The 25585-nt window shown below is 68.2% G+C and carries 22 protein-coding genes; 14 read left to right on the top strand and 8 right to left on the bottom strand.

The genetic code is table 11. From position 1 onward, the window contains the following. Nucleotides 1–95: 95 nt before the first annotated feature. Nucleotides 96–2936: a phosphoenolpyruvate carboxylase gene (ppc, locus tag ABIB38_RS19000; protein ID WP_429206253.1), complete on the bottom strand. Its 2841-nt coding sequence runs from the start codon at nucleotides 2934–2936 to the stop codon at nucleotides 96–98. A 167-nt stretch (nucleotides 2937–3103) separates the two neighbouring features. Here ppc and hemC point away from each other — a divergent pair, with 167 nt between their 5' ends. The 5 genes from hemC (at nucleotide 3104) to ppa (ending at nucleotide 8038) form a co-directional block, all read left to right on the top strand. Continuing rightward, entirely contained in the window at nucleotides 3104–4081 is a 978-nt protein-coding gene (gene hemC, locus ABIB38_RS18995) for a hydroxymethylbilane synthase (RefSeq protein ID WP_429206251.1), read from the top strand. Beyond that, nucleotides 4074–4880, top strand: coding sequence for a uroporphyrinogen-III synthase (locus ABIB38_RS18990; RefSeq protein WP_429206249.1), 807 nt, complete (start codon nucleotides 4074–4076; stop codon nucleotides 4878–4880). The genes hemC and ABIB38_RS18990 overlap by 8 nt, the downstream gene beginning before the upstream one ends. After that, nucleotides 4877–6148: a uroporphyrinogen-III C-methyltransferase gene (locus tag ABIB38_RS18985; RefSeq protein ID WP_429206247.1), complete on the top strand. Its 1272-nt coding sequence runs from the start codon at nucleotides 4877–4879 to the stop codon at nucleotides 6146–6148. The genes ABIB38_RS18990 and ABIB38_RS18985 overlap by 4 nt, the downstream gene beginning before the upstream one ends. Before the next feature lie 26 nt (nucleotides 6149–6174). Then, a complete protein-coding gene (locus tag ABIB38_RS18980; RefSeq protein WP_429206245.1) occupies nucleotides 6175–7371 on the top strand; it encodes a heme biosynthesis protein HemY in 1197 nt (398 codons plus the stop codon). A gap of 127 nt (nucleotides 7372–7498) precedes the next feature. Beyond that, nucleotides 7499–8038: an inorganic diphosphatase gene (gene ppa, locus ABIB38_RS18975; RefSeq protein ID WP_429206243.1), complete on the top strand. Its 540-nt coding sequence runs from the start codon at nucleotides 7499–7501 to the stop codon at nucleotides 8036–8038. A 75-nt stretch (nucleotides 8039–8113) separates the two neighbouring features. Here ppa and ABIB38_RS18970 read toward each other — a convergent pair whose 3' ends face one another. The 7 genes from ABIB38_RS18970 to ABIB38_RS18940 all read right to left on the bottom strand — a co-directional run bounded on the left by ABIB38_RS18970 (nucleotide 8114) and on the right by ABIB38_RS18940 (nucleotide 16444). Continuing rightward, a complete protein-coding gene (locus ABIB38_RS18970; protein WP_429206241.1) occupies nucleotides 8114–9217 on the bottom strand; it encodes a branched-chain amino acid ABC transporter permease in 1104 nt (367 codons plus the stop codon). 4 nt (nucleotides 9218–9221) lie between these two features. Next, nucleotides 9222–10268: a branched-chain amino acid ABC transporter permease gene (locus ABIB38_RS18965; RefSeq protein WP_429206239.1), complete on the bottom strand. Its 1047-nt coding sequence runs from the start codon at nucleotides 10266–10268 to the stop codon at nucleotides 9222–9224. A gap of 15 nt (nucleotides 10269–10283) precedes the next feature. Further along, nucleotides 10284–10994, bottom strand: coding sequence for an ABC transporter ATP-binding protein (locus ABIB38_RS18960; RefSeq protein WP_429206332.1), 711 nt, complete (start codon nucleotides 10992–10994; stop codon nucleotides 10284–10286). Nucleotides 10995–11082: 88 nt separating this feature from the next. Next, nucleotides 11083–11889: an ABC transporter ATP-binding protein gene (locus ABIB38_RS18955; protein WP_429206237.1), complete on the bottom strand. Its 807-nt coding sequence runs from the start codon at nucleotides 11887–11889 to the stop codon at nucleotides 11083–11085. Nucleotide 11890: 1 nt separating this feature from the next. Beyond that, entirely contained in the window at nucleotides 11891–13090 is a 1200-nt protein-coding gene (locus ABIB38_RS18950; protein ID WP_429206235.1) for a substrate-binding domain-containing protein, read from the bottom strand. Nucleotides 13091–13107: 17 nt separating this feature from the next. Beyond that, nucleotides 13108–13986, bottom strand: coding sequence for an alpha/beta fold hydrolase (locus ABIB38_RS18945; RefSeq protein ID WP_429206234.1), 879 nt, complete (start codon nucleotides 13984–13986; stop codon nucleotides 13108–13110). Nucleotides 13987–14161: 175 nt separating this feature from the next. After that, nucleotides 14162–16444, bottom strand: coding sequence for a TonB-dependent receptor (locus ABIB38_RS18940; RefSeq protein ID WP_429206232.1), 2283 nt, complete (start codon nucleotides 16442–16444; stop codon nucleotides 14162–14164). A 283-nt stretch (nucleotides 16445–16727) separates the two neighbouring features. Here ABIB38_RS18940 and ABIB38_RS18935 point away from each other — a divergent pair, with 283 nt between their 5' ends. The 9 genes from ABIB38_RS18935 to mdcB all read left to right on the top strand — a co-directional run bounded on the left by ABIB38_RS18935 (nucleotide 16728) and on the right by mdcB (nucleotide 25585). After that, complete coding sequence (locus ABIB38_RS18935; protein ID WP_429206230.1) at nucleotides 16728–17654, top strand: LysR family transcriptional regulator; 927 nt, start codon at nucleotides 16728–16730, stop codon at nucleotides 17652–17654. Nucleotides 17655–17746: 92 nt separating this feature from the next. Then, nucleotides 17747–18661, top strand: a complete 915-nt coding sequence (locus ABIB38_RS18930) for a LysR family transcriptional regulator (RefSeq protein ID WP_429206228.1) — start codon at nucleotides 17747–17749, stop codon at nucleotides 18659–18661. Between the two features lie 270 nt (nucleotides 18662–18931). Next, complete coding sequence (locus ABIB38_RS18925; RefSeq protein WP_429206226.1) at nucleotides 18932–20365, top strand: SLC13 family permease; 1434 nt, start codon at nucleotides 18932–18934, stop codon at nucleotides 20363–20365. A 34-nt stretch (nucleotides 20366–20399) separates the two neighbouring features. Continuing rightward, nucleotides 20400–22079, top strand: coding sequence for a malonate decarboxylase subunit alpha (gene mdcA / locus ABIB38_RS18920; protein ID WP_429206224.1), 1680 nt, complete (start codon nucleotides 20400–20402; stop codon nucleotides 22077–22079). 10 nt (nucleotides 22080–22089) lie between these two features. Continuing rightward, nucleotides 22090–22416 carry a malonate decarboxylase acyl carrier protein gene (gene mdcC, locus ABIB38_RS18915; protein ID WP_429206222.1) on the top strand — a complete coding sequence of 109 codons (327 nt, stop codon included), beginning with the start codon at nucleotides 22090–22092 and terminating at the stop codon, nucleotides 22414–22416. Next, a complete protein-coding gene (locus tag ABIB38_RS18910) occupies nucleotides 22413–23312 on the top strand; it encodes a biotin-independent malonate decarboxylase subunit beta (protein ID WP_429206220.1) in 900 nt (299 codons plus the stop codon). The genes mdcC and ABIB38_RS18910 overlap by 4 nt, the downstream gene beginning before the upstream one ends. Before the next feature lie 2 nt (nucleotides 23313–23314). Beyond that, nucleotides 23315–24031, top strand: a complete 717-nt coding sequence (gene mdcE / locus ABIB38_RS18905; protein WP_429206218.1) for a biotin-independent malonate decarboxylase subunit gamma — start codon at nucleotides 23315–23317, stop codon at nucleotides 24029–24031. Further along, nucleotides 24015–24695 (top strand): malonate decarboxylase holo-[acyl-carrier-protein] synthase, encoded by a 681-nt coding sequence (mdcG, locus tag ABIB38_RS18900; RefSeq protein ID WP_429206217.1) that lies wholly within the window; start codon nucleotides 24015–24017, stop codon nucleotides 24693–24695. The genes mdcE and mdcG overlap by 17 nt, the downstream gene beginning before the upstream one ends. After that, a complete protein-coding gene (mdcB, locus tag ABIB38_RS18895) occupies nucleotides 24683–25585 on the top strand; it encodes a triphosphoribosyl-dephospho-CoA synthase MdcB (RefSeq protein ID WP_429206216.1) in 903 nt (300 codons plus the stop codon). Before mdcG ends, mdcB begins: the two co-directional genes overlap by 13 nt.

The following is a 25585-nucleotide window of genomic DNA, read 5'->3' as shown; positions in this document are numbered from 1 at the left end:
GGTGGTCATCGGAAATCGACCCGGTCCACGAACCTTCTCACGTCGTTCCCGCGAAGGCGGGAACCCAAGTTGCGAGCAGACCGCCAACGCGCCCGTCAGCCCGTGTTGCGCAACCCCGCCGCCACCCCATTGATCGACAGGTGAATGCCGCGATGCACGCGCGGATCGGCATTGTCGGCCAGCTTGCGGCGGCGATGGATCAGCTCCACCTGCAGGTGGTTCAGCGGATCGAGGTAGGCGAAGCGGTTCTGGATCGAGCGCGCCAGCAGCGGGTTGCCGGCCAGCCGCTCGCTGGCGCCGGTGATCGCCTCCAGGCAGCGGATCGTCTCGCCATGCTCGGCCGAGATGCGGCGGAAGATGCGCTCGCGCAGGCCCGCGTCGCTCACCAGGCCGGCATAGCGCGAAGCGATCGCCAGGTCGGTCTTGGCCAGCACCATGTCCATGTTCGACAGCAGGGTGGCGAAGAACGGCCAGTCGCGGTACATCGCGCGCAGTTCTTCCAGTTTCGCCTCGCGCTCGCCCCCGACGCTGGCGTCGTCGAGCCAGCTCGTCACGCTCGACGCGAACCCGAACCAGCCCGGCAGCAGCAGGCGGCACTGGCCCCATGAGAAGCCCCACGGAATCGCGCGCAGGTCTTCGATGCGGCGGGTCGACTTGCGCGAGGCCGGACGCGAACCGAGGTTCAGTTCCGCGATCTCGGCGATCGGCGTGGCTTCGAAGAAGTAGTCGGTGAAGCCCGGCGTTTCGTACACGAGGTTGCGGTACGCCTTGTAGGCGCGGTTCGACAGCTCGGCCATCACGGACTCGAAACGCTGCAGGCGCCCGGCGTCGACGCCGCCGGCGCCGTCCTTGGCCGCATGCGGCGTCAGGCTCGCTTCCAGCGTGGCCGCCACCAGCAGCTCCAGGTTGCGCCGGCCGATCTCGGGGTTCGAGAATTTCGAGGCGATGATCTCGCCCTGTTCGGTCAGGCGGATCTGGCCGTTGACGGTGCCGGGCGGCTGGGCGCGGATCGCGTCGTAGCTCGGGCCGCCGCCGCGGCCGACGGTGCCGCCGCGGCCGTGGAACAGGCGCAGCTTCACCTGGCGCTGCTCGAACACCTCGACCAGTTTCAGCTCGGCCTGGTACAGCTCCCAGTTCGAGGTCAGGAAGCCGCCGTCCTTGTTGGAGTCGGAGTAGCCGAGCATGACTTCCTGCAGCCGGCCCTGTTTCTCGATGATGTCGGCCACCAGCGGAATCGCCATCCACTCGTCCATGATGCCGGCGGCGCGCTGCAGGTCGGGGATGGTCTCGAACAGCGGGATCACCATCACGTCGCTGCGCTCCGCCGTCGCGGAGCCGGCGCGGATCCGCATCAGGCCCGTTTCTTTCTGCAGCAGCAGCACTTCGAGCAGGTCGGATACGGTCTCGGTGTGCGAGATGATGTAGTTGCGGATCGCGCGCGGGCCGTAGCGCAGGCGGATCTCGCGCGCGCAGCGCAGGATCGCCAGCTCGGAATTGGTCTCGTCGCCGTAGCTTTCGTAGGGCGAGAACAGGGGCCGCGGCTGCGCCAGCTCGCGCAGGATCAGCGCGCGCTTGTCTTCTTCGTTCAGCGCCGCATAGTCGGCTTCGACCCCGGCGCGCGCGAACAGCTCGGCCAGCACGCGTTCATGGATGTCCGAGCTCTGGCGCATGTCGAGCGAGGCGAGATGGAAGCCGAAGATACGCGCGGCGCGCAGCAGGCCGGCCAGGCGCGGCTGGATCAGCATGGCGCCGTGGTTCTGGCGCAGCGAGTCGGCCAGCACCTCGAGGTCGGCCGCGAACAGTTCCGGATCGAGATAGGGCGCGGCATGGCCGACTTCCTTGCGCAGGATGTGGCCCACGCCCAGCTCGCGCGCGGTCGCGGCCAGGCGCGCATAGATGCCGATCAGGGCGCGGCGGTAGGGTTCGTCGCTGCGGTGCGGCGAGGCGTCGGGCGAGGCGTCGGCCAGCTGCTCCAGCGCGGGCGACACCTTGACCAGCAGGGTGGAAGCCGACAGCTCGGCGCCCAGCGCGTGCACCTCGTCGAGGTAGAAGTCGAGGATGGTGGTCGACTGGCGCGTCAGCGCATGGCGCATGGTGTCGGCGTTGACGTTCGGGTTGCCGTCGCGGTCGCCGCCGATCCAGCTGCCCATCTGCAGGAACGAGGCGTGCGCGGCCGACGCCGATCCATCGCCGCCATACTGCTCGGCGACCTCGAGTTCGATGTCGTCGTACAGGGCCGGGACTTCGCGCAGGAAGGTGATGCGGTAATAGGATAGGGCGTTCTCGATCTCGTCGGCCACGGTCAGCTTGGAGTAGCGCAGCATGCGCGTCTGCCACAGGGTGGCGATGCGGGCATGCAGCAGCTGCTCGTTGCGGCGCCGTTCCTTCGGCGTTTGCGGCAGGTCGCGCTCGGCCAGCAGGCGCGCGATGTCGTGTTCGGCGTCAAGGATGCTCTTGCGCTGGACCTCGGTCGGGTGGGCGGTCAGCACCGGCGAGATCAGGGCGTCGCGGAAGAAGGCGTCGACGGCGTCGCGCCCGATGCCGGCCTCGGCGAGCTTGCCCAGCGCGTAGCCGATGCTGCCCGAGCGCGGCGAGGACCCTTGAAGCAGGTGCGCGCGGCGGCGGCGGTTGTGGTGCTGGTCTTCGGCGATATTGGCCAGGTGCGAGAAATACGAGAAGGCGCGCACCACGGAAATCGTCTGGTCGCGCGTCAGCTTGTGCAGCAGGGTGGCCAGCTCTTCGCCGGCATCCGGGTCGTCGTCGCGGCGGAAACGCACGGCGGTCTGGCGGATGGTTTCGACGATGTCGAACACCGCGTCGCCCTCCTGGTCGCGCAGCACGTCGCCCAGCAGGCGGCCGAGCAGGCGGATGTCTTCTTTGAGCGGGGCGTCCTTGTCGGCGCCGGCTTGTACTACGGGTGCAGCAGGATTGTCCATGTCGACCACAGGTTATGATTGTGCGATGGCGGTGGGCCATGATCTGCAAGATGCCCCCATGATAAAATTTATGATCTTATGCAGGGAGCGGCTACTGGCATCGTCCGGGTCGGCCCAATGACAGTGAAAGAACTCGAGTGCTAAACGCCATACAGCAGGAATCTACCGTGACGCCCCAGGCGCCAGCGAAACTGATTATCGCATCCCGCGAGAGCCGCCTGGCCATGTGGCAGGCGGAGCACGTGCGCGACCGGCTCGCCGCATTATATCCAGAATGTAGCGTCGAAATTCTCGGAATGACAACACGCGGCGACCAGATCCTCGACCGCACCCTATCCAAGGTCGGCGGCAAGGGCCTGTTCGTCAAGGAACTCGAGGTCGCCATGGCCGAAGGCCGCGCCGACCTGGCCGTGCACTCGCTCAAGGACGTGCCGATGGAGCTGCCTGACGGGTTTGAGTTAACTGCCGTGCTCGAGCGCGAAGACCCGCGCGACGCGTTCGTGTCGAACGACTACGCCAGCCTCGACGACCTGCCGGCCGGCGCCGTGGTGGGCACCAGCAGCCTGCGCCGCCAGTCGCTGATCGCGGCGCGCTACCCGCACCTGGTGATCCAGCCGCTGCGCGGCAATCTCGACACGCGTCTCGGCAAGCTCGATCGTGGCGAGTACGCGGCCATCATCCTGGCCGCCGCGGGCCTCAAGCGCCTGGGGCTGCCGCAGCGCATCCGCGCGCTGCTCGAGCCCGAACTGAGCCTGCCGGCGGCCGGCCAGGGCGCGATGGCGATCGAGATCCTGAGCGGCCGGCGCAGCGACGGCGTCGACCTGCGCGCCGTGCTGGCGCCGCTCAACCACGTCGAAACCGCCCAGGCGGTGCTGGCCGAACGCAAAGTGTCGCGCATCTTCGGCGGCAGCTGCCAGATCCCGCTGGCGGCCTACGCCACCGTGCAGGACGGCCGGATGCGCCTGCGCGCCATGGTCGCGACCCCCGACGGCAAGCGCAGCGCGCACGCCGAGGTGGCGGGCGCCGCCGAACAGCCCGAATACCTGGGCGAACAGGTGTCCGAACTGCTGGCGCAGCAGGACGCCAGCGCGATCCTGGCCGCCTGCCGCGTCGATGCCGCCGAGGATGCAGCCAAGGATGCCTGAGCTGGGCCCGCCGGCGCGCGCGCGCGTGGTCGTGATCACCCGGCCGCGCGCCCAGGCCGATGACCTGGCGCAGGCGGTGCGCCAGGTCGGCCGCACGGCCGAGGTCCTGCCGCTGCTCGAGATCGCCCCGGTCGACGATCCGGCGCCGTTGCGTGCGGCGCTGGCCGCCCTGCATGACTACGCGCTGGCGGTGTTCGTCTCGCCGAATGCGGTCGATGCGGCGTTCGCCCACCTCGATGCATGGCCGCCGGCGGTGCCGCTGGCGGTCGTGGGCGAGGGCAGCCGCGCCGCGCTGGCGCGCCATGGCGTGGCGGCGCCCGGCCATACGATCCATAGCCCGCTGGACCCTGCCCGCAGCGATTCGGAACACCTGCTCCAGACCCTGGACTTGGGCGGCCTGGCCGGCCGGCGCGTGCTGATCGTGCGCGGCGACGGCGGGCGCGAGCTGCTGGCCGACGCCCTGCGCGCGGCCGGCGCCACGGTCGAGGCGGTGGCGGCCTACCGCCGCACCACCCCTTCGTTGACCGACGAGCTGGCCGCGCGATTGCGCGCCTTGCTGGCGCAGCCAAACGACTGGATAATCACGAGCTCGGAAGCCCTGCGCGGCCTGGCGGGCCTGGTGGCGGCGCTGGGGCCGCCGCCGTTGCGGGCGCAGTTCCAGGCGCAGTTCGAGCGGCAGCGCCTGGTCGTGCCCCATGCGCGGATTGCCGAGACGGCGCACGCCCTGGGCCTGCGCCACGTGACCCTGACGGGATCCGGAGATGCACGCCTACTAGCAGCGTTACAATCACAAGAATGAACGAATTGCCGAACAATCCAGATCAGCCGCAGGCCAATGGGCCCGCACCGAGCCTCCACAAGCCCGAGGGCGGCCAGGGCGGCGCGCCGCCGGGCGCGTCCGCCGGCGGCATCCCTCCAGGCGGCATGCCGCCGGCCGGTGGGGCGCCGCCGACGGGCGGCGTGCCCGTGCTGCCGCGCATCGGCGAGCCGGGCGGCCCTGGCCTGTTCGACCGCGTAGCGCGCCCGCTGCCGTTGGCCGTGATCGCCCTGGCCGTGCTGCTGGCGCTGCAAACGTACTCGTCGCACAACCGCATCAACTCGCTGCGCCAGGACATGGCGCGCAGCCTCCAGAAGGGCAACGCGGTCAATGCCGAGACGGCGGCGCTGGCGCGCGACGTGGCGGACCAGTCGAAGGAACTCCAGATCAAGGTCGGCGTGCTCGAAAGCCGCCAGAGCGAGGCCCAGAGCCAGCAGGTGGCGCTCGAGCAGCTGTACAAGGACTTGTCGCAGAACCGCGACGAGTGGGCGCTGACCGAGATCGAGCAGGTGCTGTCGACCGCCAGCCAGCAGCTGCAGTTGGCCGGCAACGTGCAGGGCGCCTTGATCGCGTTGCAGAACGCCGACCGCGCGGTCTCGCGCGCCGACACCCCGCAGTTCCTCACCATCCGGCGCGCCATCGCGGGCGACATCGAGAAGCTCAAGGCCTTGCCGGCGGTGGACCTGGCCGGCGTCGCCGTGCGCCTCGACCACGTGATCGGCCAGGTCGATTCGCTGCCGATGCTGTCCGACGAAAAGCCGCTGCTGCCGGTGGCGCCGCTGCGCGCCGCGCGCAAGGGCGAGGCCGCCGTCTCCGCAGCCGGCGCCGGGGCGAATGCGGCCGCCGCCGATGCGGCGCAGCCGCTGGGCGTGGGCCAGCGCATGCTGCAGACCTGGACCCAGTGGAGCCAGGAGATGTGGGACGACGTGCGCCAGCTGATCCGGGTGCGCAGCGTCGAGTCGCCCGAGGCGCTGATGCTGTCGCCGAGCGAATCGTTCTTCGTGCGCGAGAACCTCAAGCTGCGGCTGCTGAACGCGCGCCTGGCGCTGTTGTCGCGCAACGAGGCGACCTTCCGCGACGACCTGGCCACGGCCCAGGCCATGCTGGTCAGGTATTTCGACACGCGCGCGCGCGTGACGCAATCAAGCCAGGCCGCGCTGCGCCAGGTCCAGGCCAACGACCTGACGATCGAGATGCCGACGCTGGCCGACAGCCTGAACGCCGTGCGCAATTACAAAGCGAAACAATAAGCCATGCACAAAGCGAAGCGATCATAATGCGTTTACTTCTCTGGTTAGTCGCGCTGATGGCCGCCGCCATCGGCATTGCCGTGACGGCGCGCTTCAATCCGGGCAATGTAGTGCTGTTCTATCCGCCGCACCGGATCGACATGTCGCTCAACCTGTTCGTGGTGCTGCTGGTGGCATCCTTCCTGGCGCTGTACGGCCTGGTGCGCGCCATCAACGCCACCCTCAGGATGCCGCAGCGCGTGGCCGCCTATCGCCAGCGCCGCGCCGAACGCGAAGGCAACAAGGGCATGCGCGACGCGCTCAAGGCCCTGTTCGAAGGCCGCTTCGGCCACGCCGAAAAAGCCGCGATGCGCGCCGCGGAGCTGCCCGAGAACGCGGGCCTGGCGGCCCTGATCGGCGCGCGCGCCGCGCACCGCATGCGCGAGCCGGCGCGACGCGACGCCTGGCTGGCCGGGATCGCCCACGACCATACCCTCAAGACCGCGCGCCTGATGACGGTCACCGAATTGCTGGTCGACGACCACCAGCCCGAGGCCGCGCTCGAGGCGGTCGCCGAACTCAATGCCAGCGGCCAGCGCCACATCCACGCGCTGCAGTGGGCGATGAAGGCCAACCAGCAGGCGCGCAACTGGCCCGAGGTGCTGCGCCTGGTGCGCATCCTCGATAAACGCCGCGCGCTGCATCCGGCCCTGTCGAGCCGCCTGCGCGAGCTGTCCTACGAGGCGCTGCTGGGCGGCGACGGGCACGACGCCGAATCGCTGCGCCGCATCTGGGCCACGGTGCCGCCGCAAGACCGCACCGTGCCCTATGTCGCGGCGCGCGCGGCCGGCGCCTTCAATGCGTGCGGCCTGCACGACGAGGCGCGCGCGATCGCCGAAGAGTCGCTCAAGGCCGGCTGGGACGAGCGCGTGGTGCGCGCCTACCGCGACGCCGCCAGCCCGTCCGGGTCTCCTTCGCTCCTGGCCCAGATCGAGGCTTGCGAGACCTGGCGCCGCGAGCGCCCGATGGACGCCGAGCTGGCCCTGACCCTCGGTTCGCTGTGCCTGAAGCAGAAGTTATGGGGCAAGGCCCAGCGCTACCTGGAGCAGGCGCTGTCGGACGCCACCGAGCCGTCGATGGTGCGCGAGGCGCACCTCAAGCTGGCCCAGATGCACGAGGCGCTGGGGCAGGAGCAGGAGGCGGCAAGCCATTACCGGCAGTGCGCACTGGCCAGCATCCTGTAACAGCCTGTCGAGGCGGACCGGCAGCGCCGGCCCGCCGCACCATTGCCGGATGTTGCGCCGCACAGGCCATCCCTGTTTCGCTATAATGGCGGCCTATTATTGACTCTCCAGCAACCAAGGACCATCCATGAGCCTGAATAACGTTCCAGCCGGCAAAGACGTGCCGAACGACTTCAACGTCATCATCGAAATCCCGATGAACGCCGATCCGGTCAAATACGAAGTCGACAAGGACAGCGGTGCGATCTTCGTCGACCGTTTCATGGGTACGGCCATGCACTATCCGTGCAACTACGGCTACGTGCCGCAGACCATCGCCGACGACGGCGACCCATGCGACGTGCTGGTCATTACCCCGTTCCCGCTGCCGCCGGGCGTGGTGGTGCGCTGCCGCGCGCTGGGCGTGCTGAAGATGACCGATGACGGCGGCGGCGACGCCAAGGTGATCGCGGTGCCGGTCGAAAAAGTGCTGCCGATGTACAAGAAAATCCAGTCGCTGGACGACCTGGAAGAGCTGCGCCTGAAGCAGATCCAGCACTTCTTCGAGCACTACAAGGATCTGGAACCGGGCAAGTGGGTCAAGATCGAAGGCTGGGCCGGCATCGAGGAAGCCAAGGCCGAGCTGGTCAATGGCGTGGAAGCATTCAAGAAGGGCGCCAAGGCGTAATCGCCCAGGTCCGACGTTGTCGCCGAACGAGCCGGCGCCCGCGAGGGCGCCGGCTTTTTTTTGCCGGTCGCGGCCTCAGGCGCCGGGCGCGCGGCGCTGCGCCAGCCACGCCCGCACGCGCAGCTTGCCGACGATCCCGATCGGGAAGAAATAGATCGACAGGATGAACAGCACACCCAGCCACAGCAGCCAGCGGTCCGGGTGCAGCGCGGCGGCCAGCAACGGCACGCCTTCGAGCGCCGTGGATGCGTGCGCCATCAGTTCCTTCAGGTAGTTCTGGGCCAGCAGGAACAGGGTGGCGCCGATCACCGCGCCGTACATGGTGCCCATGCCGCCGATGACGACGATCAGGAGGATGTCGGTCATCACTTCGAAGCCGAGCGAGGTCTTGGGCCCCACGTAGCGCAGCCACAGCGCCATCAGGGCGCCGGCCAGCGCCGCCACCAGCGCGGCCAGGCAGTTGGCCCAGATGCGGTAGACCATGGTGCGGTAGCCGAGCGCCTCGGCGCGGAACTCGTTCTCGCGGATCGCCTGCAGCACGCGGCCGAACGGTGAGTTCACCAGCCGCAGCAGGAACAGGAACAGCAGCAGGCAGCCGGCGAACACCAGGTAATAGGTGATCACCTTGCCGTCGACGTAGCGGCCGAAGACCTCGTTCTCGAACAGCAGGTAGCTCGGCGACAGCACCTCGGGCACGCTGAAGGTCACGCCATCCTCGCCGCCGGTGAGGTCGGACAACTGCGAGGCCAGCACGGCAAACGAAGAAGCGACGGCCAGCGTGATCATGGCGTAGAAGATGGCGCGCACGCGCAGCGCGAACAGGCCGACCACCAGGGCCAGGGCCAGGGCCAGCAGCAGCGCCATCACCAGGCCCGTCACCATGACGCCCCAGGTGGGCTCGTCGACCCGGGCCAGGGCCAGGCCGATGCCATAGGCGCCGATGCCGTAGAACATGGTGTGGGCAAACGAGACGATGCCGGTATACCCCAGCAGCAGGTCGTAGGAAGCCACCAGCACGATGTAGACGCAGATCGTGGCCGCGGTATTGAGCGGACGCGCGCCGGAAAACAGGAACGGCGCCAGCGCCAGTCCCAGCACGATCGCGAGCAGCACCGCGGTCAGGATGCGGCTGCGCGGCAGGTCGCCGGAGAGAAGTCGGTGGAGTACGGAATTCGGCATGACTTCAGCTCCGCGACGTCGAATACAGGCCGGCCGGGCGCCACAGCAGGACCGAGATCATCAGGATGATGCTCGACACCAGGGCGATCTTCGGCGCCAGGAAGCCGGCGTAGTTGGCCACCAGCGCCATCAAGAGGGCGCCGATGAAGCAGCCGCCCACCGAGCCCAGGCCGCCGATGATGATGACGATGAAGATCATCACCATGATCTCGCTGCCCATCGCGGCGGTGAGCGTTTCCTTGTACAGGCCCCACATCACGCCGCCCAGGCCCGCCAGCGCCGAGCCTGCGGCGAACACGGCCACGAACAGGCGCCGGATGCGGTAGCCGAGCGCCTCGACCATTTCGCCGTTCTCGACCCCGGCGCGCACCAGCAAGCCGACCTTGGTGCGGTTGAGCACCAGGAACATGGCGACGAACACCACCAGCCCGACCACCACCGCCACCAGGCGGTACTTCTCCACCGCCGCGTCCTGCCACACGATGGCGCCGCGCAGCGCGGTCGGCAGCGGCAGGGCGATCGTCTCGGCGCCCCAGATCACGTGGATCAGCTGTTCGGCCACGATCATGCCGCCCATCGTGATCAGGATCTGCTTGAGGTGCTGGCCATAGACCGGCTTGACGATGATGCGTTCGAAGGCCCAGCCCAACAGGCCCGTGACGGCCATCGCCAGCGTGACGGCCAGGGCCAGCACGCCCAGGTTGATCAGGAGCGAGTCCATCTCGAGCCAGCCGCGCATGGGCAGCAGGACCAGCGTGGCGGTAAACGCCCCGACTGCGACGAAGGCGCCGTGGCCGAAGTTCAGCACGCTCATCAGGCCGAACACGAGGGTCAGGCCGCTGGCCATGATGAAGATCATCATGCCCATCGCCAGGCCGGCGACGGTGAGGGTGAGCCAGGTGGGGAAGCTGCCGACCAGCGGCAGCATGGCCAGCATCAGCGCGGGCACCAGCAGCAGCGGCGCGATGTCGCGCTTCGCCGCCGGCAGCGCGACATCGGCCTGGGCATTGGAGTTCGCCTTGGGCTCGGTAGCGGGAAGGATTGCACTCATGGTTCGTCCTGTGTCCTATTGGTGGGAGTCGAGCGACAGCCCGAGCAGGCGCTGCTGCAGCGCGACGTCGCCGGCCAGCGCCGCCATCTTGCCGGCGTGGGCCACGCGGCCGTCGTCCATCACGCTGACGCCGTCGCCCAGCGAGCGCACGAAGTTGAAGTTCTGCTCGACCAGCAGAATCGTGGTCTCGCGCTCCTTGAGTTCGCGAAAGGCGCGGACCAGGCTTTGCACGATGCTCGGCGCCAGGCCCTTGGTCGGTTCGTCGACCAGCAGGAGCTTCCTCGGTTCGGCGATCGCGCGCGCGATCGCCACCATCTGCTTCTGGCCGCCCGACAGGTTCCCGGCCGGCTGGTTCCAGAACTTGCGCAGGGCCGGGAAGAAGCCGCAGATCCAGTCCACCCGGGCCTGGTCCAGCGGGCCGTTGCGGGCGGCCAGCACCATGTTCTCGCGCACGGTGAGTTCCGAGAACACGGCCATGTTCTCGGGCACATAGGCGATGCCGGCGCGGGCGATGTCGGGCGTGGCCATCTTCGTGATGTCCTGGCCATCGAAATGGATCGATCCGGCGCTTGCACGCCAACAGCCCATGATGGTGCGCAGGGTCGTGGTCTTGCCGGCGCCGTTGCGGCCCAGCAGGACGGACAGTTCGCCGCGCCGCACTGTCAGGTCGACGCCCTGCAGGATGTGGTACTGGCCGATGTGGGTGTGCACGCCGGACAGGGTCAATAACGCGTCCGTGGCCGGCGACGTGTCGTTGAAGGCGTCCGTGGTCGGCGGCCTGTCCTTGAACGCGTGGACGGCGGAGCCGTCCACCCTATGCGTGTTCGGGTTCGGGTTGGGGGTCGGGTGTTCCAAGATAGGCTTCCTGTACGATCTTCGATTGCATCACTTCGCGCGGATCGCCGTCCGCCACCAGCGCGCCGTTGTGCAGCACGACGATGCGGTCGGCCAGCTGGCGCACCACGTCCATCTTGTGCTCGACCAGCAGCACGGTCTTGTCGCGTTCCTGCTTCACCTGGCGGATCAGGTCGAGCACCACGGGCACCTCGTCCACGCTCATGCCGGCCGTGGGTTCGTCGAACATCATCACCGATGGCTCGAGCGCCAGCAGGATCGCCACTTCGAGCTTGCGCTGGTCGCCGTGCGACAGGGCGCCGACGAACATGTCGCGCCGGGCCATGAGGGCAACGCGCTCCAGGTAGTGTTCGGCGCGCGCGATCAGCTCCTTGTGGCTCGACCAGATCGAGAAGAAGTTCAGGCCCATGCCGGCGCGGCTCTGGACCGCCAGGCGCACGTTCTCGACCACGGTCAGGTACGGGAACAGGTTGGTCAGCTGGAAGGCGCGGCCGATGCCGAGCCTGGTGCGGCGCGCGGCGCCATCGCGCGTGACGTCGCGGCCGTGCAGCGCGACCTTGCCGCTCGTCGCCGCCAGCTGGCCCGAGACCAGGTTGAAATAGGTGGTCTTGCCGGCGCCGTTGGGGCCGACGATCACGGTCAGGGTGCCGGGATAGAAGTCCGCCGTCACCGCGTTCACCGCGACGTGGCCGCCGAAGCGCACGGTCAGGTCGCGGGTCGACAGCGCCGGCCGGCGTGCATCCAGGGGGGAGGCAAGCGCCGTCATGTCAGCGCTTGTTCTTGACCGGCAGCGGCAGCTCGGTGGCCGGGATCTCGCGCACCAGTTCCAGCAAGTCCCATTCGTTCTTCTGGTCCTTCTTGATGCGGAAGTGATACATCGGCTGGATCGCCTGGTGGTCTTCCTTGCGGAAGGTCATCGTGCCCTTCGGGGTCTCGAAGCTCATGCCCTCCATCGCCGCCACCATCTTGTCGCCATTGCCGTCCGGGACCCTGGTCAGCGCCGCCACCACCGCGCCCGCCGCCGCCATGCCGCCGGCGGTGAACATGTCGGGCGGGGCCTTGAAGCGCCTGGTGTGCTCCGCCACGAACCAGTCGTTCATCTTGTTCTTCGGGAAGCCGTGATAGTAGTAGATCGTGCCTTCGGTCCCGGCGAAGTTCTTCCAGGTCTTCATCACCGGCAGGATGTTGCCGCCGGGGGAGAGCACGATGCCATGGCGCTCCGGCTTGAGGTCGGCGATCTTGTTCATCGGGTTGGGGCCGGCCCAGACGATCTGCAGGATGCGCGGCTGCGGCTTGTCCTTCAATGCGTCGAACAGGCGTTGCGACGAGGCGGTGAAGTCGGTCGTCGCCAGCGGCGCGTATTCCTCGTGCACCACCTTGGCCGCGCTGCCGGTGGCGGCCAGCGCTTCCTTGCCGGCCTTGATCGCATCGCGCCCGAAGGCGTAGTCCTGGGTCAGGAAGCCGACGCTGCCGCCCTTGAGGGTGCTGGCGGCGGCCAATGCATCCTGCATCGAGCTGCGCGCGGTGCGGAAGATGTACTTGTTCCACTTGTCGCCGGTGATGGCGTCGGCCACCGCCGGTTCGATGATCAGGACCTTCTTGTATTCCTTGGCCACCGGCAGCATCGCCAGCGCCGAGCCGGACGAGGTGGTGCCGACGGCGATGTCGACCCGGTCGTCGCCGTAGGCTTCGGCCAGCAGGGTGCGTCCCAGATCGGGTTTGCTCTGGTCGTCCTTGACGATCACCTTGATCTTGCGACCGTTGATCGCCATGGTGCCGCCGGTCAGGTATTCGAGGCCGAGCATGAAGCCGGCCTCGGTCTCGCGCGCATAGGATTCCATGATGCCGGTCTTGCCGGCGATGAGGGCGACCTTGAACTCCTTGCCCTGGGCCAGCGCGCCGGGAGCGGCGCCGGCGGCGAAGGCGAGGGCAAGGGATAGGGCGAGGGGTTTGATCAGATGCTGCATGTATGTCTCCTTGTTATTTAAGGGACCCGCGTCAGGAAAGCGCTGATCGCCTCGAAGGCTTCCGGTTCGGTGAGCATCGGCGCATGGCCGACGTTCGGCACTTCGGCGTAGGCCAGGCTGGGGGCCGCCTTGCGCATCCAGGCCGCCTGTTCAAGCTCGACCAGGTCGGACAATTCGCCGCGGATCATCAGGGTGGGGCGATGCCGCGTCAGGCGCCGGAAGGCCATGCGCAGGGCCAGCGAGGTTGGAGGCAGTCTACCGTTTTGCAGGCTGTGGGCGATACCGGGATCGTAGCGGGCGCACAACAGCCCGTCGTCGCGTCGCTCGAAGGCGCGCTGGGCCCACTTGTTCCACTCCGTATCCTGGTTGGCGGGGAAGGCGCAGGCGTTGATGTCGCGGACGTAGCAGGTCGCCTCGTCCCAGTCGGCGAAGGTGGCCGGCTTGCCGACGTAGCCGGCGATGCGCTCGAGCCCGCGCGCAGACAGCACCGGGCCGATGTCGTTCAGCACCGCGCCGGCCACCAGGTCGAGGCGCTGGGCGGCCAGGGTCATGGTGATCAGGCCGCCCATCGAGGTGCCGATGAAGACGGCGCGCGCAATGCCCAGCGCATGCATCAGGGCCACCACGTCGGCGGCGTAGACCGACGGCGTGTAGTTGGCCGGGTTCGGGTCGCGCGCCGAGTGGCCGCGGCCGCGCACGTCGACCGCCAGCACGCGCCGTCCGAGGCTGGCCACTTGCGGGGCCAGTTCGTCGAAGTCGAGCGAGTTGCGGGTCAGGCCGTGGATGCAGATCACGGGCAGGCGGGCCGGGCCGCCGGCGCCGTGGTAGTCGCGTGCATACAGGGCGAGGCCGTCGCTGCTGGTGTAGGTGATGGCGCTGGAGCTGGAGTGGTGCACGCGGGGTCCTGTTTAGCGTTCGGTCTGCTTGATGTTTTAACTTCGGTGAAGAACTGAGGTCCCCGCCTTCGCGGGGATGACGTGTGACTTCGTTTGCTGCAGCGGGCCTTTCGTGTGCCCTTGTTTGCTGCAGCGGGCCTTTCGTGTGGCTTCGGTCGCTGCAGCGCGTTTGCTCTTAGAAGCGCAGCTCCAGCGTTGCCGACACCGTGCGCGGGTTGCCGTAGAAGGCGGTGAGCGTGCCTTCGTTGCCCAGGGTCGGGAACAGGTAGCCCGCGGTCTTGTAGTGCTCGTCGCCCAGGTTCTTGCCGTGCAGGCCGGCGCGCACCTTGCCGTCAAGACGGGTCCAGACGATGCTCGCGTCCCAGATCTTGTACGACTCCTGGTCGAGGATCGACGGCGTCTCGAACTGGGCGGTGGCGCCCTTGTACGACACGCTGCCGATCAGCGAGACGCGGCCGTTGTGGCCCATGAGCGGCAGCGCGATATCGTAGTTGGCGCGCAGGTTGGCCGAGTTCTTCGGCGTGTTCTGGAAGATGCGCTGGTCGGCCACGTTCACGCCCGCAACGATGTATTCCTTGTACTTGGCGTCGATGTAGCTGACCATGCCGGCGATCATGAAGTTGGGCGTGATGTTGGCGATCGCTTCCAGCTCGGCGCCCTTGATCTCGGCCTTGCCGGCATTGGTGGTGACGCCGGCGAAGCTGTCGTCGCGGCCGTCGCCGTTGGTGTCGACCGCGATCGAGCCCGGAATCTGCACGTCCTGGTAGTCGCTGTAGAACAGGGCGGCGTTGGTGGTGATGCGCCCGCCGTTGAAGGCCGACTTGAGGCCCAGTTCATAGGTTTCGATGGTCTCGGGCGCATAGCCGGCGCGGGCGACGTCGAGCGGGATGCGGGTGCCCACCACGTTCAGGCGCGGATCGAAGCCGCCGCCCTTGAAGCCTTCGGAATACGAGGCGTAGACGTTGTGGCTTGGGTTCATTTTCCAGTTGACGGCCACGCGCGGGGTGAATTTCTTGTCTTCGCGTTCGAGCAGGCCGCCCCGCAGGTCGGTGTCGGTGCGGAACAGGATCGCGCCCGGGTTGCCCATGTCGGGCGTGCCTGCCAGGCCGAAGTAGATCTGGCGCAGCACGTCGGCTTCACGCTTGTCGACCGTGTAGCGCCCGCCCAGCGACAGGCTCAGGGTGTCGGTGAGGTTGTAGCTGCCGTCGAAGTAGGCGGCCCAGGCCTTCGTGTCGATGTCGCCCATCGTGTAGGTGGAGGTCGGCACGACGCCGGCCAGGATGGTGTCGAACTTGTTGAAGGCATTGGCGTCCATATAGTAGACGCCGGCCACGCCCTGCAGGCGCGGGCCGTTGTAGGTGACCTGCAGCTCCTGGCTGAACTGGCGGTTGGTATACAGCGCCGGCACTTCCATGTCGACCACCGGCAGGGCGTCGAAGTCGATCGGCGCATACGACTTGTCGCGGCGTGCGGCCGTGATCGACTTGAAGCTCCATTCGCTGTTCACCATGTATTCGATGGTGGCCGAGCCGCCGTAGGCGCGCACTTCCTGGTCGTGGCCCAGCGCCTTCGTGAGGTTGGCGCGCGTGTCGAACACGTCCGGCAGGATCGGCGCCCCGCTGGTGCGGCCGACAATCAGGCGATGGCCGTTCTTGGGATTGGAGTCGTCTTGCGTGAAGTCGCCGGCCAGGCGGATGAACAGGTCCTGGTTGGGCGTGAACTCGGCCGAGACGCGGCCGGCCGTGACGTCCTTGTCGTAGTTGCCCTTGCCGGTAAACAGGTTGTCGCCGAAGCCGTCGCGCTTGAAGCGGGCAAAGGTGGCCCCCACGCGGGCGGTGTCGGTCAGTGGCGTGCTGGCGGTGACCACGGCTTCTTTCTGGCCGTACTCGCCGACGGTGGCGCGCACGCGCACGTCGCGCTTCGGCCCGAGCTTGCGGGTGACGTACTTGACGGCGCCGCCGATCGTGTTGCGGCCGTACAGCGTGCCCTGCGGGCCGCGCAGCACCTCGATGCGCTCGACATCGTAGATGTCGGCCACCGCGGCCTGCGGACGGGCCAGGTAGATGTCGTCGATATAGATGCCGACGCCGGACTCGAAGCCGGCCAGCGGGTCGGCCTGGCCGACGCCGCGGATGAAGGCGGTCAGCGTGGTGTTGGTGGCGCGCGACGCCTTGAGCGTGGTGTTCGGCAGCGCCAGCGCCAGGGCGGTCACGTCGGGCACGGCCTGCTTGGACAACTGGTCGGCGCTGAACGCGGTGACCGAGACCGGGACGTCCTGCAGGGTCTCTTCGCGCCGGCGCGCGGTGACGACCACTTTCGAGACGTTTTCCTCGGTCGAAGCCGCGGAGGCGCCACCGGCATCCTGGGCCTGGGCCATCCCCACCGATCCGCCGGACAGCACCAGCAGGGCGGCGGCGGACTGGTTCAGCAGCTTCATCTTCTTCCTGGTCAGACGCATTCTAGTCTCCTCATTTTTGATATGGCATGCAATCGAGCATGCGTGCGATCGAGCGCATGCCAAGCAGTGTGCCAAGGTCGGGTTTGGTTGAATAGTCAACAATCGCCCACCCCGTTGTGCATGAATGCACAGCCCGCTTGCCGGACTCCGGGGTGAGCTTTCCTAGGGACAGATGCCGCATTGCACCATTTCTGCGCCACTGCAGACATCGTCGGTAAATTGCTTGCAGAGCGAATGTGCACGAGTGCACAATGTGTCATCTTGATATCTGACAAGCGATCTGATGAATACGCTTCCGGAGTGGACGGACCTGCGGTTCTTTCTCGAATTGGCGCGCGCCGGCACCCTGTCGGGCGCGTCGCGCCGCCTCGACGTCGAGCACACGACGGTCGCGCGCCGCATCGACCGGCTCGAGACCCAGCTCGGCGCGACCCTGTTCGACCGCTCGCGCGAAGGCTACGAGCTGACCGAGGTCGGCCTGGCCCTGCTGCCGCACGCCGAGGCAATGGAAGGGGCGGCGCTGGCGGCGGCCGAGCAGATCGGCGGCGCCGAAGTCGCGGCCCACGGCGTGGTGCGGCTCGGGGTGCCGGAAGTGTTCGGCGTGAAGGTCGTGGCGCCGCTGCTGGTCAGCCTGCTGGACCAGCATCCCGACCTGCAGATCGACCTCCTGGCGCTGCCGCGCTTTGCCAACCTGGCCAATCGCGAGGCCGATCTCGGCGTGATGCTCGATCCGCCCACCACCGGCCGCTACGTGGTCACGCGCCTGGCTTCGTTCCGCTTCTACCTGTATGCGTCGCCCGCCTACCTGGCGCGCCATCCGCCGATCCGCACCCAGGCCGACCTGGCGCGCCACGACTTCGTCGACTACGTGCAGGATCGCCTGGCCAGCCGCGAACTGTCGTACCTGAACGAACTGGGTTTCACGCCGCGCCGGCGCATGTGCTGCTCGGGCATGACGGCGCAGATCGAGGCGGCGTCGCTCGGCATGGGCCTGATGATGGCGCCGCCCTATGCGGTGCCGGACGATGGCCGGCTGGTGCCGGTGCTGCCGGGCTTTTCGGCCGAGCGCTCGTTCTGGCTGGCCGCGCCAACCGACCTGTATCGCCTGCGCCGCGTGAAAGTGGTGTGGGATGTGCTGCGCGAGTATGCCGACAGCTCGCCAAGCCTGTTCGTCCAGGACGGCATGCAGCCTGCATTGGCGCCGGATTGAAGAGCGCGCTATCCTCGCAGTCTTCTCGCTGCTCACCTTTCACTTTTCACTTTTCACCTTTCACTTCTCACCTCTTACTCCGCGAAGCCCCCATGCGCAGCCAGATCAGCGACGACATCACCTTCCGCAAACTCGAGATCCTGCTGGCCTATATGGAGGGCGGCAACCTCAACGCCGCCGCGCGCATGCTCGACATCAGTGCGGTGAGCGTGCACCGGGCGTTGCATTCGCTCGAGGAAGGCATGAGCTGCCAGCTGTTCAGCCTGCAGGGGCGCAACCTGATCCCGAACGAGGCGGCCCAGGTGCTGGCCGAGGTCAGCCGCGAAGTGATCAAGCTGATGGCGGACGGGATCGCCGCCACGCGCTCGGCGGCCGGCTATTCGGCCGACCATCTCAGGATCGGCTCGCTGTACTCATTGACGACGGGCGCCATCCCCGAGGTCATCATCGGCATCAAGCTGCGCAAGCAGGAAATCGAGACCGAGCTGGTGCTGGGCTCGAACGCCGAGCTGCTGCATAAGCTGAAGCAGAACGCAATCGACGCGGCGCTGATGGGAATGCTCGACCCCGACCCCGAGATCGAATCGATCCCGCTGTTCGAGGACGACGTGTTCTTCGCCGCGCCGGCCGGCTCGCCCTATGCCGGCATGAAGGAAGTCGACCTGCGCGCATGCGCGTCCGAGAAGTTCGTGTGCCTGAAGGATGGCTTCGTGACGTTCGCGGGTTTCCAGGAAGCCTTCCGCATCGCCGGCTATGCGCCGACCATCGTCACCCGCGTGGGCGACATTTTCTCGCTGATGAACCTGGTGGCGGCCGGCATCGGCTACACCTTGCTGCCGGGCCGGGTGCGCGATGCGTTCGGCGACAAGGTGCAGCTGATCCCCCTGAAAGCCGACCACCGCATGCGCCAGATCATCGGCCTGAGCTTTCTGCGGGTGCGCGAACGCGACCCCAATCTGCTGGCGCTGGCTGCCGTGTGCCGCATGCTCAAGCACCGTTCCGCCTGATTTCGCAGCGCAGCATTCCGGCCGCCTTCCAGGCCGACAGTTTCGCTGACAGTAAACGTTGCCAACCGGGCGTAATTGATCTCGTCGCCGATCGCGGTTAACTTGGCAGCACAAACAGCTCACCAAGAGCCTGACCAAGAGCATAACGACGAGCATGCCCGGCCCGCCGCCCGCAGCAAGGGCGGCCGCGGCGCGGGATCATGCATTGGAGACGTACCACCCGCGGCCACACCGGTTGGAGCCGGCGCCGCATCTTGAAGGAGCCTTGTTGTGTCCTCTCATGTCATTGCAATCTGCGTCCTGGCGCTGATGTTCATCGTCGCCACCGCCATGCCGATCAATATGGGCGTCATCGCCTTCGTCGGCGCCTTCCTCGTCGGCACCCTGGTCGCCGGCATGGAAACCAAAGCCATCATGTCGGGCTACCCGGCCGAACTGTTCCTGACCCTGGTCGGCATCACCTTCCTGTTCGCCCAGGCCCAGAACAACGGCACCATCGACTGGCTGGTGCGGCTCGCGGTGCGCGCCGTCGGCGGGCGCATCGCGGCCATCCCCTGGGTCATGTTCGCGATCACCGCCTTGCTCACCTCGGTGGGCGCGGTCAGCCCGGCGGCGGTGGCGATCATCGCGCCGATCGCACTGGGCTTCGCGGCCAAGTACAAGATCAATCCCCTCATGATGGGCCTCCTGGTGATCCACGGCGCCCAGGGCGGCGGCTTCTCGCCGATCAGCATCTACGGCGGCATCACCAACAAGGTGGTGATGGAAGCGGGGCTGCCGATCTCGCCGCTGACCACCGCCTTCACCAGCCTGGGCGTCAACCTGGCGGTGTCGGTACTGCTGTTCTTCGCCTTCGGCGGCGCCAAGCTGATGCGTCAGCAGGTGCCGAAGGCCGAGCGCTCGGGCAAGGGGCTCCCGGTCTCGCCATTCGGTCCGCCGGTGGCGGTGGCGGCCCAGGGCCCGCAGATCTATGGCGACGCCGAGAACGAATCGTCCAGCGAGGAGCGCCTGACCAAGGAACGCTCGGGCGCCGCCGTCGGCGCGGTGGGTGGCGCCGCAGCGGGGAGCGTTGCCGGCGCCGCCGGCCATGCCGCCACCGACCTGCACGAGGGCCCGACCTTCCACCAGATGTTCACCGTGGTCGGCCTGGTCGCACTGGCGGTGCTGACCCTGCTGTACAAGCTCGACATCGGCTTCGTGGCCATCACCATCGGCCTCTTGATCTCGATCCTGTCGCCGCAGGTGCAAAAGCGCGCCATCGGCCAGGTGTCGTGGCCCGAGATCATGCTGATCGTCGGCGTCTCCACCTACGTCGGCGTGATGCAGAAGATGGGCACCATCACCTGGGTCGGCGACAGTGCCGCCAGCCTGGCGTCGCCGCTCACCGTGGCCCTGCTGCTGCTGTTCGTCGGCGCGGTCGTCTCGGCCTTCGCTTCCTCGACCGCGGTGCTCGGCTCGCTGATTCCGCTGGCCGTGCCGTTCCTGGCCTCGGGCACGGGCGTGGACCCGATCGGCTTCATCGCCGCCATGGCGGTCGCCTCGACCATCGTCGACGTCAGCCCGTTCTCGACCAATGGCGCCCTGGTGCTGGCCAGCGCCCAGCACATCGACCGCGACGTCTTCTTGCGGCAGCTGATGATCTATGGCGGCATCGTCACCCTGGTGGCGCCGGTCGCGCTGTGGGTGCTGTTCGTGGTGTTGTGACAGGCACCCAACTTTTGCAACGACGGGAAATCACATGAACCAAAGCGAATCACAGGCTGATCTTCGCTGGACCACCCAGCAACGCAACCGCGGCGATCGCCTGGCACGGGTCCAGGCGGCGCTCGGCGGGGCGCTGGACGGCAAGATCGTCCAGGCCACGCACATCGTCGACCTGCTCAATGCCGTGCTGGAGCCGGGCGACCGGGTCTGCCTGGAGGGGAACAACCAGAAGCAGGCCGATTTCCTGGGCAAGGCGCTGACGAAAGTCGACACCGGCCGGGTGCATGACCTGCACATGCTGCTGTCGGTGCTGTCGCTGCCGGAGCACCTGGACGTGTTCGAGCGGGGAATCGCCTCCAGGCTGGACTTCTCGTTTTCCGGCCCGCAGGCCGGCCGCCTGGCCAAGCTGGCGCAATCCGGCAAGCTCGATATCGGCGCGATCCACACCTACCTGGAGCTGTTCGCGCGCTACTTCATCGACCTGACGCCGCGCGTGGCGCTGGTGGCGGCCGAGATGGCCGACCGCGAGGGCAACCTGTACACCGGCCCGAACACCGAGGACACGCCGGCCATCGCCGAGGCCACCGCGTTCAAGAGCGGCATCGTGATCGCCCAGGTCAACCGGATCGTCGACAAGCTGCCGCGCGTCGACATCCCGGGCGACTGGGTCGGCTACGTGGTGCAGTCGCCCACCCCGTACTACATCGAGCCCCTGTTCACGCGCGATCCGGCCCTGATCTCGGAGATCCAGGTGTTGATGGCGATGATGGCGATCAAGGGCATCTATGCCGAGTACGAGATCGAACGCCTGAACCACGGCATCGGCTTCGACACTGCCGCCATCGAATTGCTGCTGCCGACCTATGCGGCGGGTCTCGGCCTGAAGGGAAAGATCGCGCGCCACTGGGCCCTGAATCCGCACCCGGCCCTGATCCCGGCGATCGAGGCCGGCTTCGTGGAGTCGGTCCATTCCTTCGGCTCCGAGCTGGGCATGGAAAAATACATCAGCGCACGGCCCGACGTGTTCTTCGTCGGGCCGGACGGCGCGATGCGCAGCAACCGCGCGTTCTGCCAGGCGGCCGGCCACTACGCCTGCGACATGTTCATCGGCTCGACCCTGCAGATCGACTTGCAGGGCAATTCCTCGACCGCGACCCTGGGCCGGATCGCCGGTTTCGGCGGCGCGCCGAACATGGGGGCGGACGCGCGCGGCCGGCGTCATCCGAGCAAGGCCTGGCTCAAGGCGGGCGAGCAGGCGCGCGCGGGCCGCAACGTGATCCCGCGCGGGCAGAAGCTGGTGGTGCAGATGGTCGAGACCTTCCGCGAGCACATGGCGCCGGCTTTTGTCGAGAAACTCGACGCCTGGCAGCTGGCCGAGCAGGCGAACATGGCGATCCCGCCGGTGATGATCTACGGCGACGACGTGACCCACATCCTGACCGAAGAGGGCATCGCCAACCTGCTGCTGTGCCGCACCGAGGAAGAACGCGAGCAGGCGATCCGCGGCGTGGCCGGCTACACGCCGGTCGGCATGGGGCGCGACAAGCGCATGGTCGAGAACCTGCGCGACCGCGGCATCGTCCAGCGCCCCGAAGACCTGGGCATCGACAAGCGCATGGCGACCCGCGACCTGCTGGCCGCCAAGAACATGAAGGCCCTGGTGCGCGCTTCCGGCGGCCTGTACGATCCACCGAAGCGCTTCAGGAACTGGTGAGGAAACAACCATGGAAACGTTGAAATACCGTTTCGAGCAGGGCAGGCGTTCGCTGGCCGGCATGCCGCAGCTGGTGGGCGTGGTCGGCTCGGGCAATCTCGAAGTCCTGATCGAGCCGTCGCCCTTGCAGGGCGCGTGCGAGATCGAAGTGCGCACCGCGGCGGTCGGCTTCGGCGCCACCTGGCAGGCCGTGATGGCCGATTTCCACGATCGCTGGAGCCTGGCCGACGCGCGCATCAGCATCAACGACATGGGGGCCACGCCGGCCGTGGTCAGCCTGCGGCTGGACCAGGCGGTGGAGTCCCTGGCCGGCCCATTGCCAAAGGACGTGCCATGAGCAGCTACCTGGAATTGACCGCGCGCCAGCGCATTCCGGCCATCTTCGACGCCGGCAGCTTCGAGGAATTCCTGCCGCCGGGCGAACGGGTGGCGAGCCCGCACCTGGCCCAGCTCGACGCGCCGGTGTCGTTCGACGACGGCGTGGTCGTCGGCCGCGGCAAGCTCGACGGCAACATGGTGTTCGGCGCCGCGCAAGAGGGCGGCTTCATGGGCGGCGCGGTGGGCGAGGTGCACGGCGCCAAGCTGGTGGGCATGCTGCGGCGCGCGATCGACGAGAACGCGCACGCGGTGCTGCTGCTGCTCGAGTCGGGCGGGGTGCGCCTGCACGAGGCCAACGCCGGCCTGATCGCGGTGTCCGAGGTGATGCGCGCCATGCTGGACGTGCGCGCCGCCGGCATCCCGGTGGTGGCGGTCGTGGGCGGGGCCAACGGCTGCTTCGGCGGCATGGGCATCGCGGCGCGCTGCGCCAACACCGTCATCATGTCCGAGGAGGGGCGGCTGGCCATGTCCGGCCCCGAGGTGATCGAAACCGCCAACGGGGTCGAGGAATTCGATTCGCGCGACCGCGCGCTGGTCTGGCGCACCACGGGCGGCAAGCACCGCTACCTGCTGGGCGATTGCCAGGCGCTGGTGGCGGATGAATCGGGCGCCTTCCGCAGGGCGGCCATCGATGCCATTGCGGGTCTGCGCGCCGGCGAAGTGCGCCTGACGCTCGAGGGCCTGCTGGCCGAGCAGGCCATGCTGGCGCGGCGCCTGGACGACAGCGCGGGCCTGGCCGAGCCGATGGACGTGTGGAAGAAACTGGGCGTGCCGGAGCCGGGCAGGGTGCCGCTGCTGGAAGCCGACGCCTTCCTCGACATGGCGGCGCGCTATCGCGTCACGACGGGAGATTGACGATGGATTGGCAACTGCTTACAACCGAGCTTTTCCCCGGCGGTCACGACATCGTCGAACGCGACCATTTTTTATCGGGCACGGCGCAGGTGGACGGCCAGGCGGTCGCCGTGATCGGCACCACCGGTCACACGCCGATCGGCATCGAGATCGCGCTGGCCCAGGCGCAGGCCATCCTGGAGACCGTGCAGGCGCATCCGGGACGACCGATCCTGATCCTGGTCGACACCCAGGGCCAGCGCCTGCGCCACCGCGACGAGATGTTGGGCATCAACAGCTACATGGCCCACCTGGGCAAGTGCGTCGACCTGGCGCGCCGCCAGGGCCATGTCGTGATCGGCCTGGTGTACGACCAGGCGCTGTCGGGCGGTTTCATCACCAGCGGCCTGATCGCGAGCGCCTGCTATGCACTGCCGCAGTCGACCATCCGCGTGATGGGCCTGCCGGCGATGGCGCGCATCACCAAGGTGCCCGAAGAACGCTTGACCGAGCTGGCCCGGGACAATCCGGTGTTCGCGCCGGGGCCCGAAAACTATCTGCGCATGGGCGGCCTGCACGGCATCTGGGAAGGCGATCTCGCCAACCAGCTGGTGCGCGCGCTGCACGATGCCTCCGACGAAGACCGGCGCATGGCGCTGGGCCGCGAGCGCGGCGGGCGCCTGCTGGCGCAGCCGGTCGCCGAGGCCGTGAGGACAGGCGGCCATGTTCGCGCGGCATGATCTGGTGTGGTTGACGGGTCGCGGCTGGCAGCGCGTGCGCGCCGGCGCGCCCGGGGAGGCGCTGGCCGCGCTCGACCGCTGGCGCGACGGCGGCTGGCCGGCCGTGGTGCGGCGGGCCGAGGCCGGGATGGCGCCGAACGAAGTGGCGATCGGCTTTCCGCTGCCGCCGCGGCCGGAGGAGGGCGGCAAGCTGAAGTTCGGCTGCCGGGTCGAGCTGTCCGAGATTGGCCGCCGCACGCGCGCCTTGCCGCTGGTCGCGGCCCTGGACGCGGTGCCGGGGCAGTGGCGCGACAGCCTGGCCCTGCTCGAAAGCCAGGCCGCGGACGCCGGCGTGGGCCTGGCGGTGTATGGCTCGGTGGCGCTGGCGGCGCTGACCGGCCAGTACTACCTGACGCCGCATTCCGACATCGACGTGCTGCTGCAGCCCACCAGCCGGCGCCAGCTGATGAAGGGGCTGGATTTGCTGGCCTGGCACGCGGGCATCCTGCCGCTCGACGGCGAAGTGGTGTTTCCCGACGGGCGCGCGGTGGCGTGGAAGGAGCTGCGCGCGGCCTTTGCCGGCGCCCCGGGCACGCGCGTGCTGACCAAGGGACTGCACCGGATCGCGCTGGTGCCGCCCGAAGAACTGATCGCGACGCTGGAGGAAGAGACGTGCCCGAATTGATTGCCTTGCACGAGACGCCGGCGCCGCGCTTGCCGGCTGGCGCCGGCGGGCTCGCCCTTGACCAGCACGGTTTTGCCCGACGCCTCGCGCACCTCGCGGTGCGCAGCCTGTACGCCGAACTGGTCCTGTATCCGAAACCGGGCCTGGTCTCGCTCGTCGACAACGGGAGCCATGCCGACATGACGGCCGCGACCTTCATGCGCAGTCTGTTCGCGCTGCGCCGCTACTTTCTGGACATCACCCGGGCCGGCGTGGATGACGCGCCGTTCCACGCGCTCAAGCGGCTCGGCGTCGATGCCGAAGCCCGCATGCTGCGCGCCACCGCCGGCATCAATACCCATCGCGGCGCCATCTTCTGCCTCGGCATGCTGTGCGCGGCGATCGGGCGCTGCCATGCGCGCGGCGTGCCGCTGACGGCGGCGGCGGTGCAGGCCATGCTGCTGGGGCGCTGGGGCCATGCACTTGGCGCGCACAGCGTCGGTGGCGGCGCCGCCTCGAACGGGGCCCGCGCGCGGCTGGACTACGCCGCCAGCGGCGCGCGCGAGGAGGGGGCGCGCGGCTTTCCCTCGGTGTTCGCCGTTGGCCTGCCGGCGCTGCGCCGCACGCTGGCCGCGGGTCGCGGCATGCGCGAGGCGCGCATCGACGCGCTGTTTGCCCTGATGGCCCACATCAGCGACACCAACGTCTATCACCGCGGCGGAATCGAGGGCGCCCTGGCCGTGCGGCGCCAGGCGCGCGCCTTCGTCGCGCGCGGCGGCACCGCGCACCCGGATTGGGAAGCGCGGGCGCTGGCCTGTCACCGGGCCTTCGTCGCCAGCCGCCTGTCGCCGGGCGGCGCGGCCGACCTGCTGGGCGCCGCCTGCCTGCTGCAGGCCGTGACGGCCGATTAG

The organism is Massilia sp. UYP11, assembly GCF_050434805.1.
Lineage (GTDB): Bacteria > Pseudomonadota > Gammaproteobacteria > Burkholderiales > Burkholderiaceae_D > Telluria.
The sequence above is the reverse complement of the archived record's forward strand: the minus strand, read 5'-3'. Positions and strand labels throughout refer to the sequence as shown.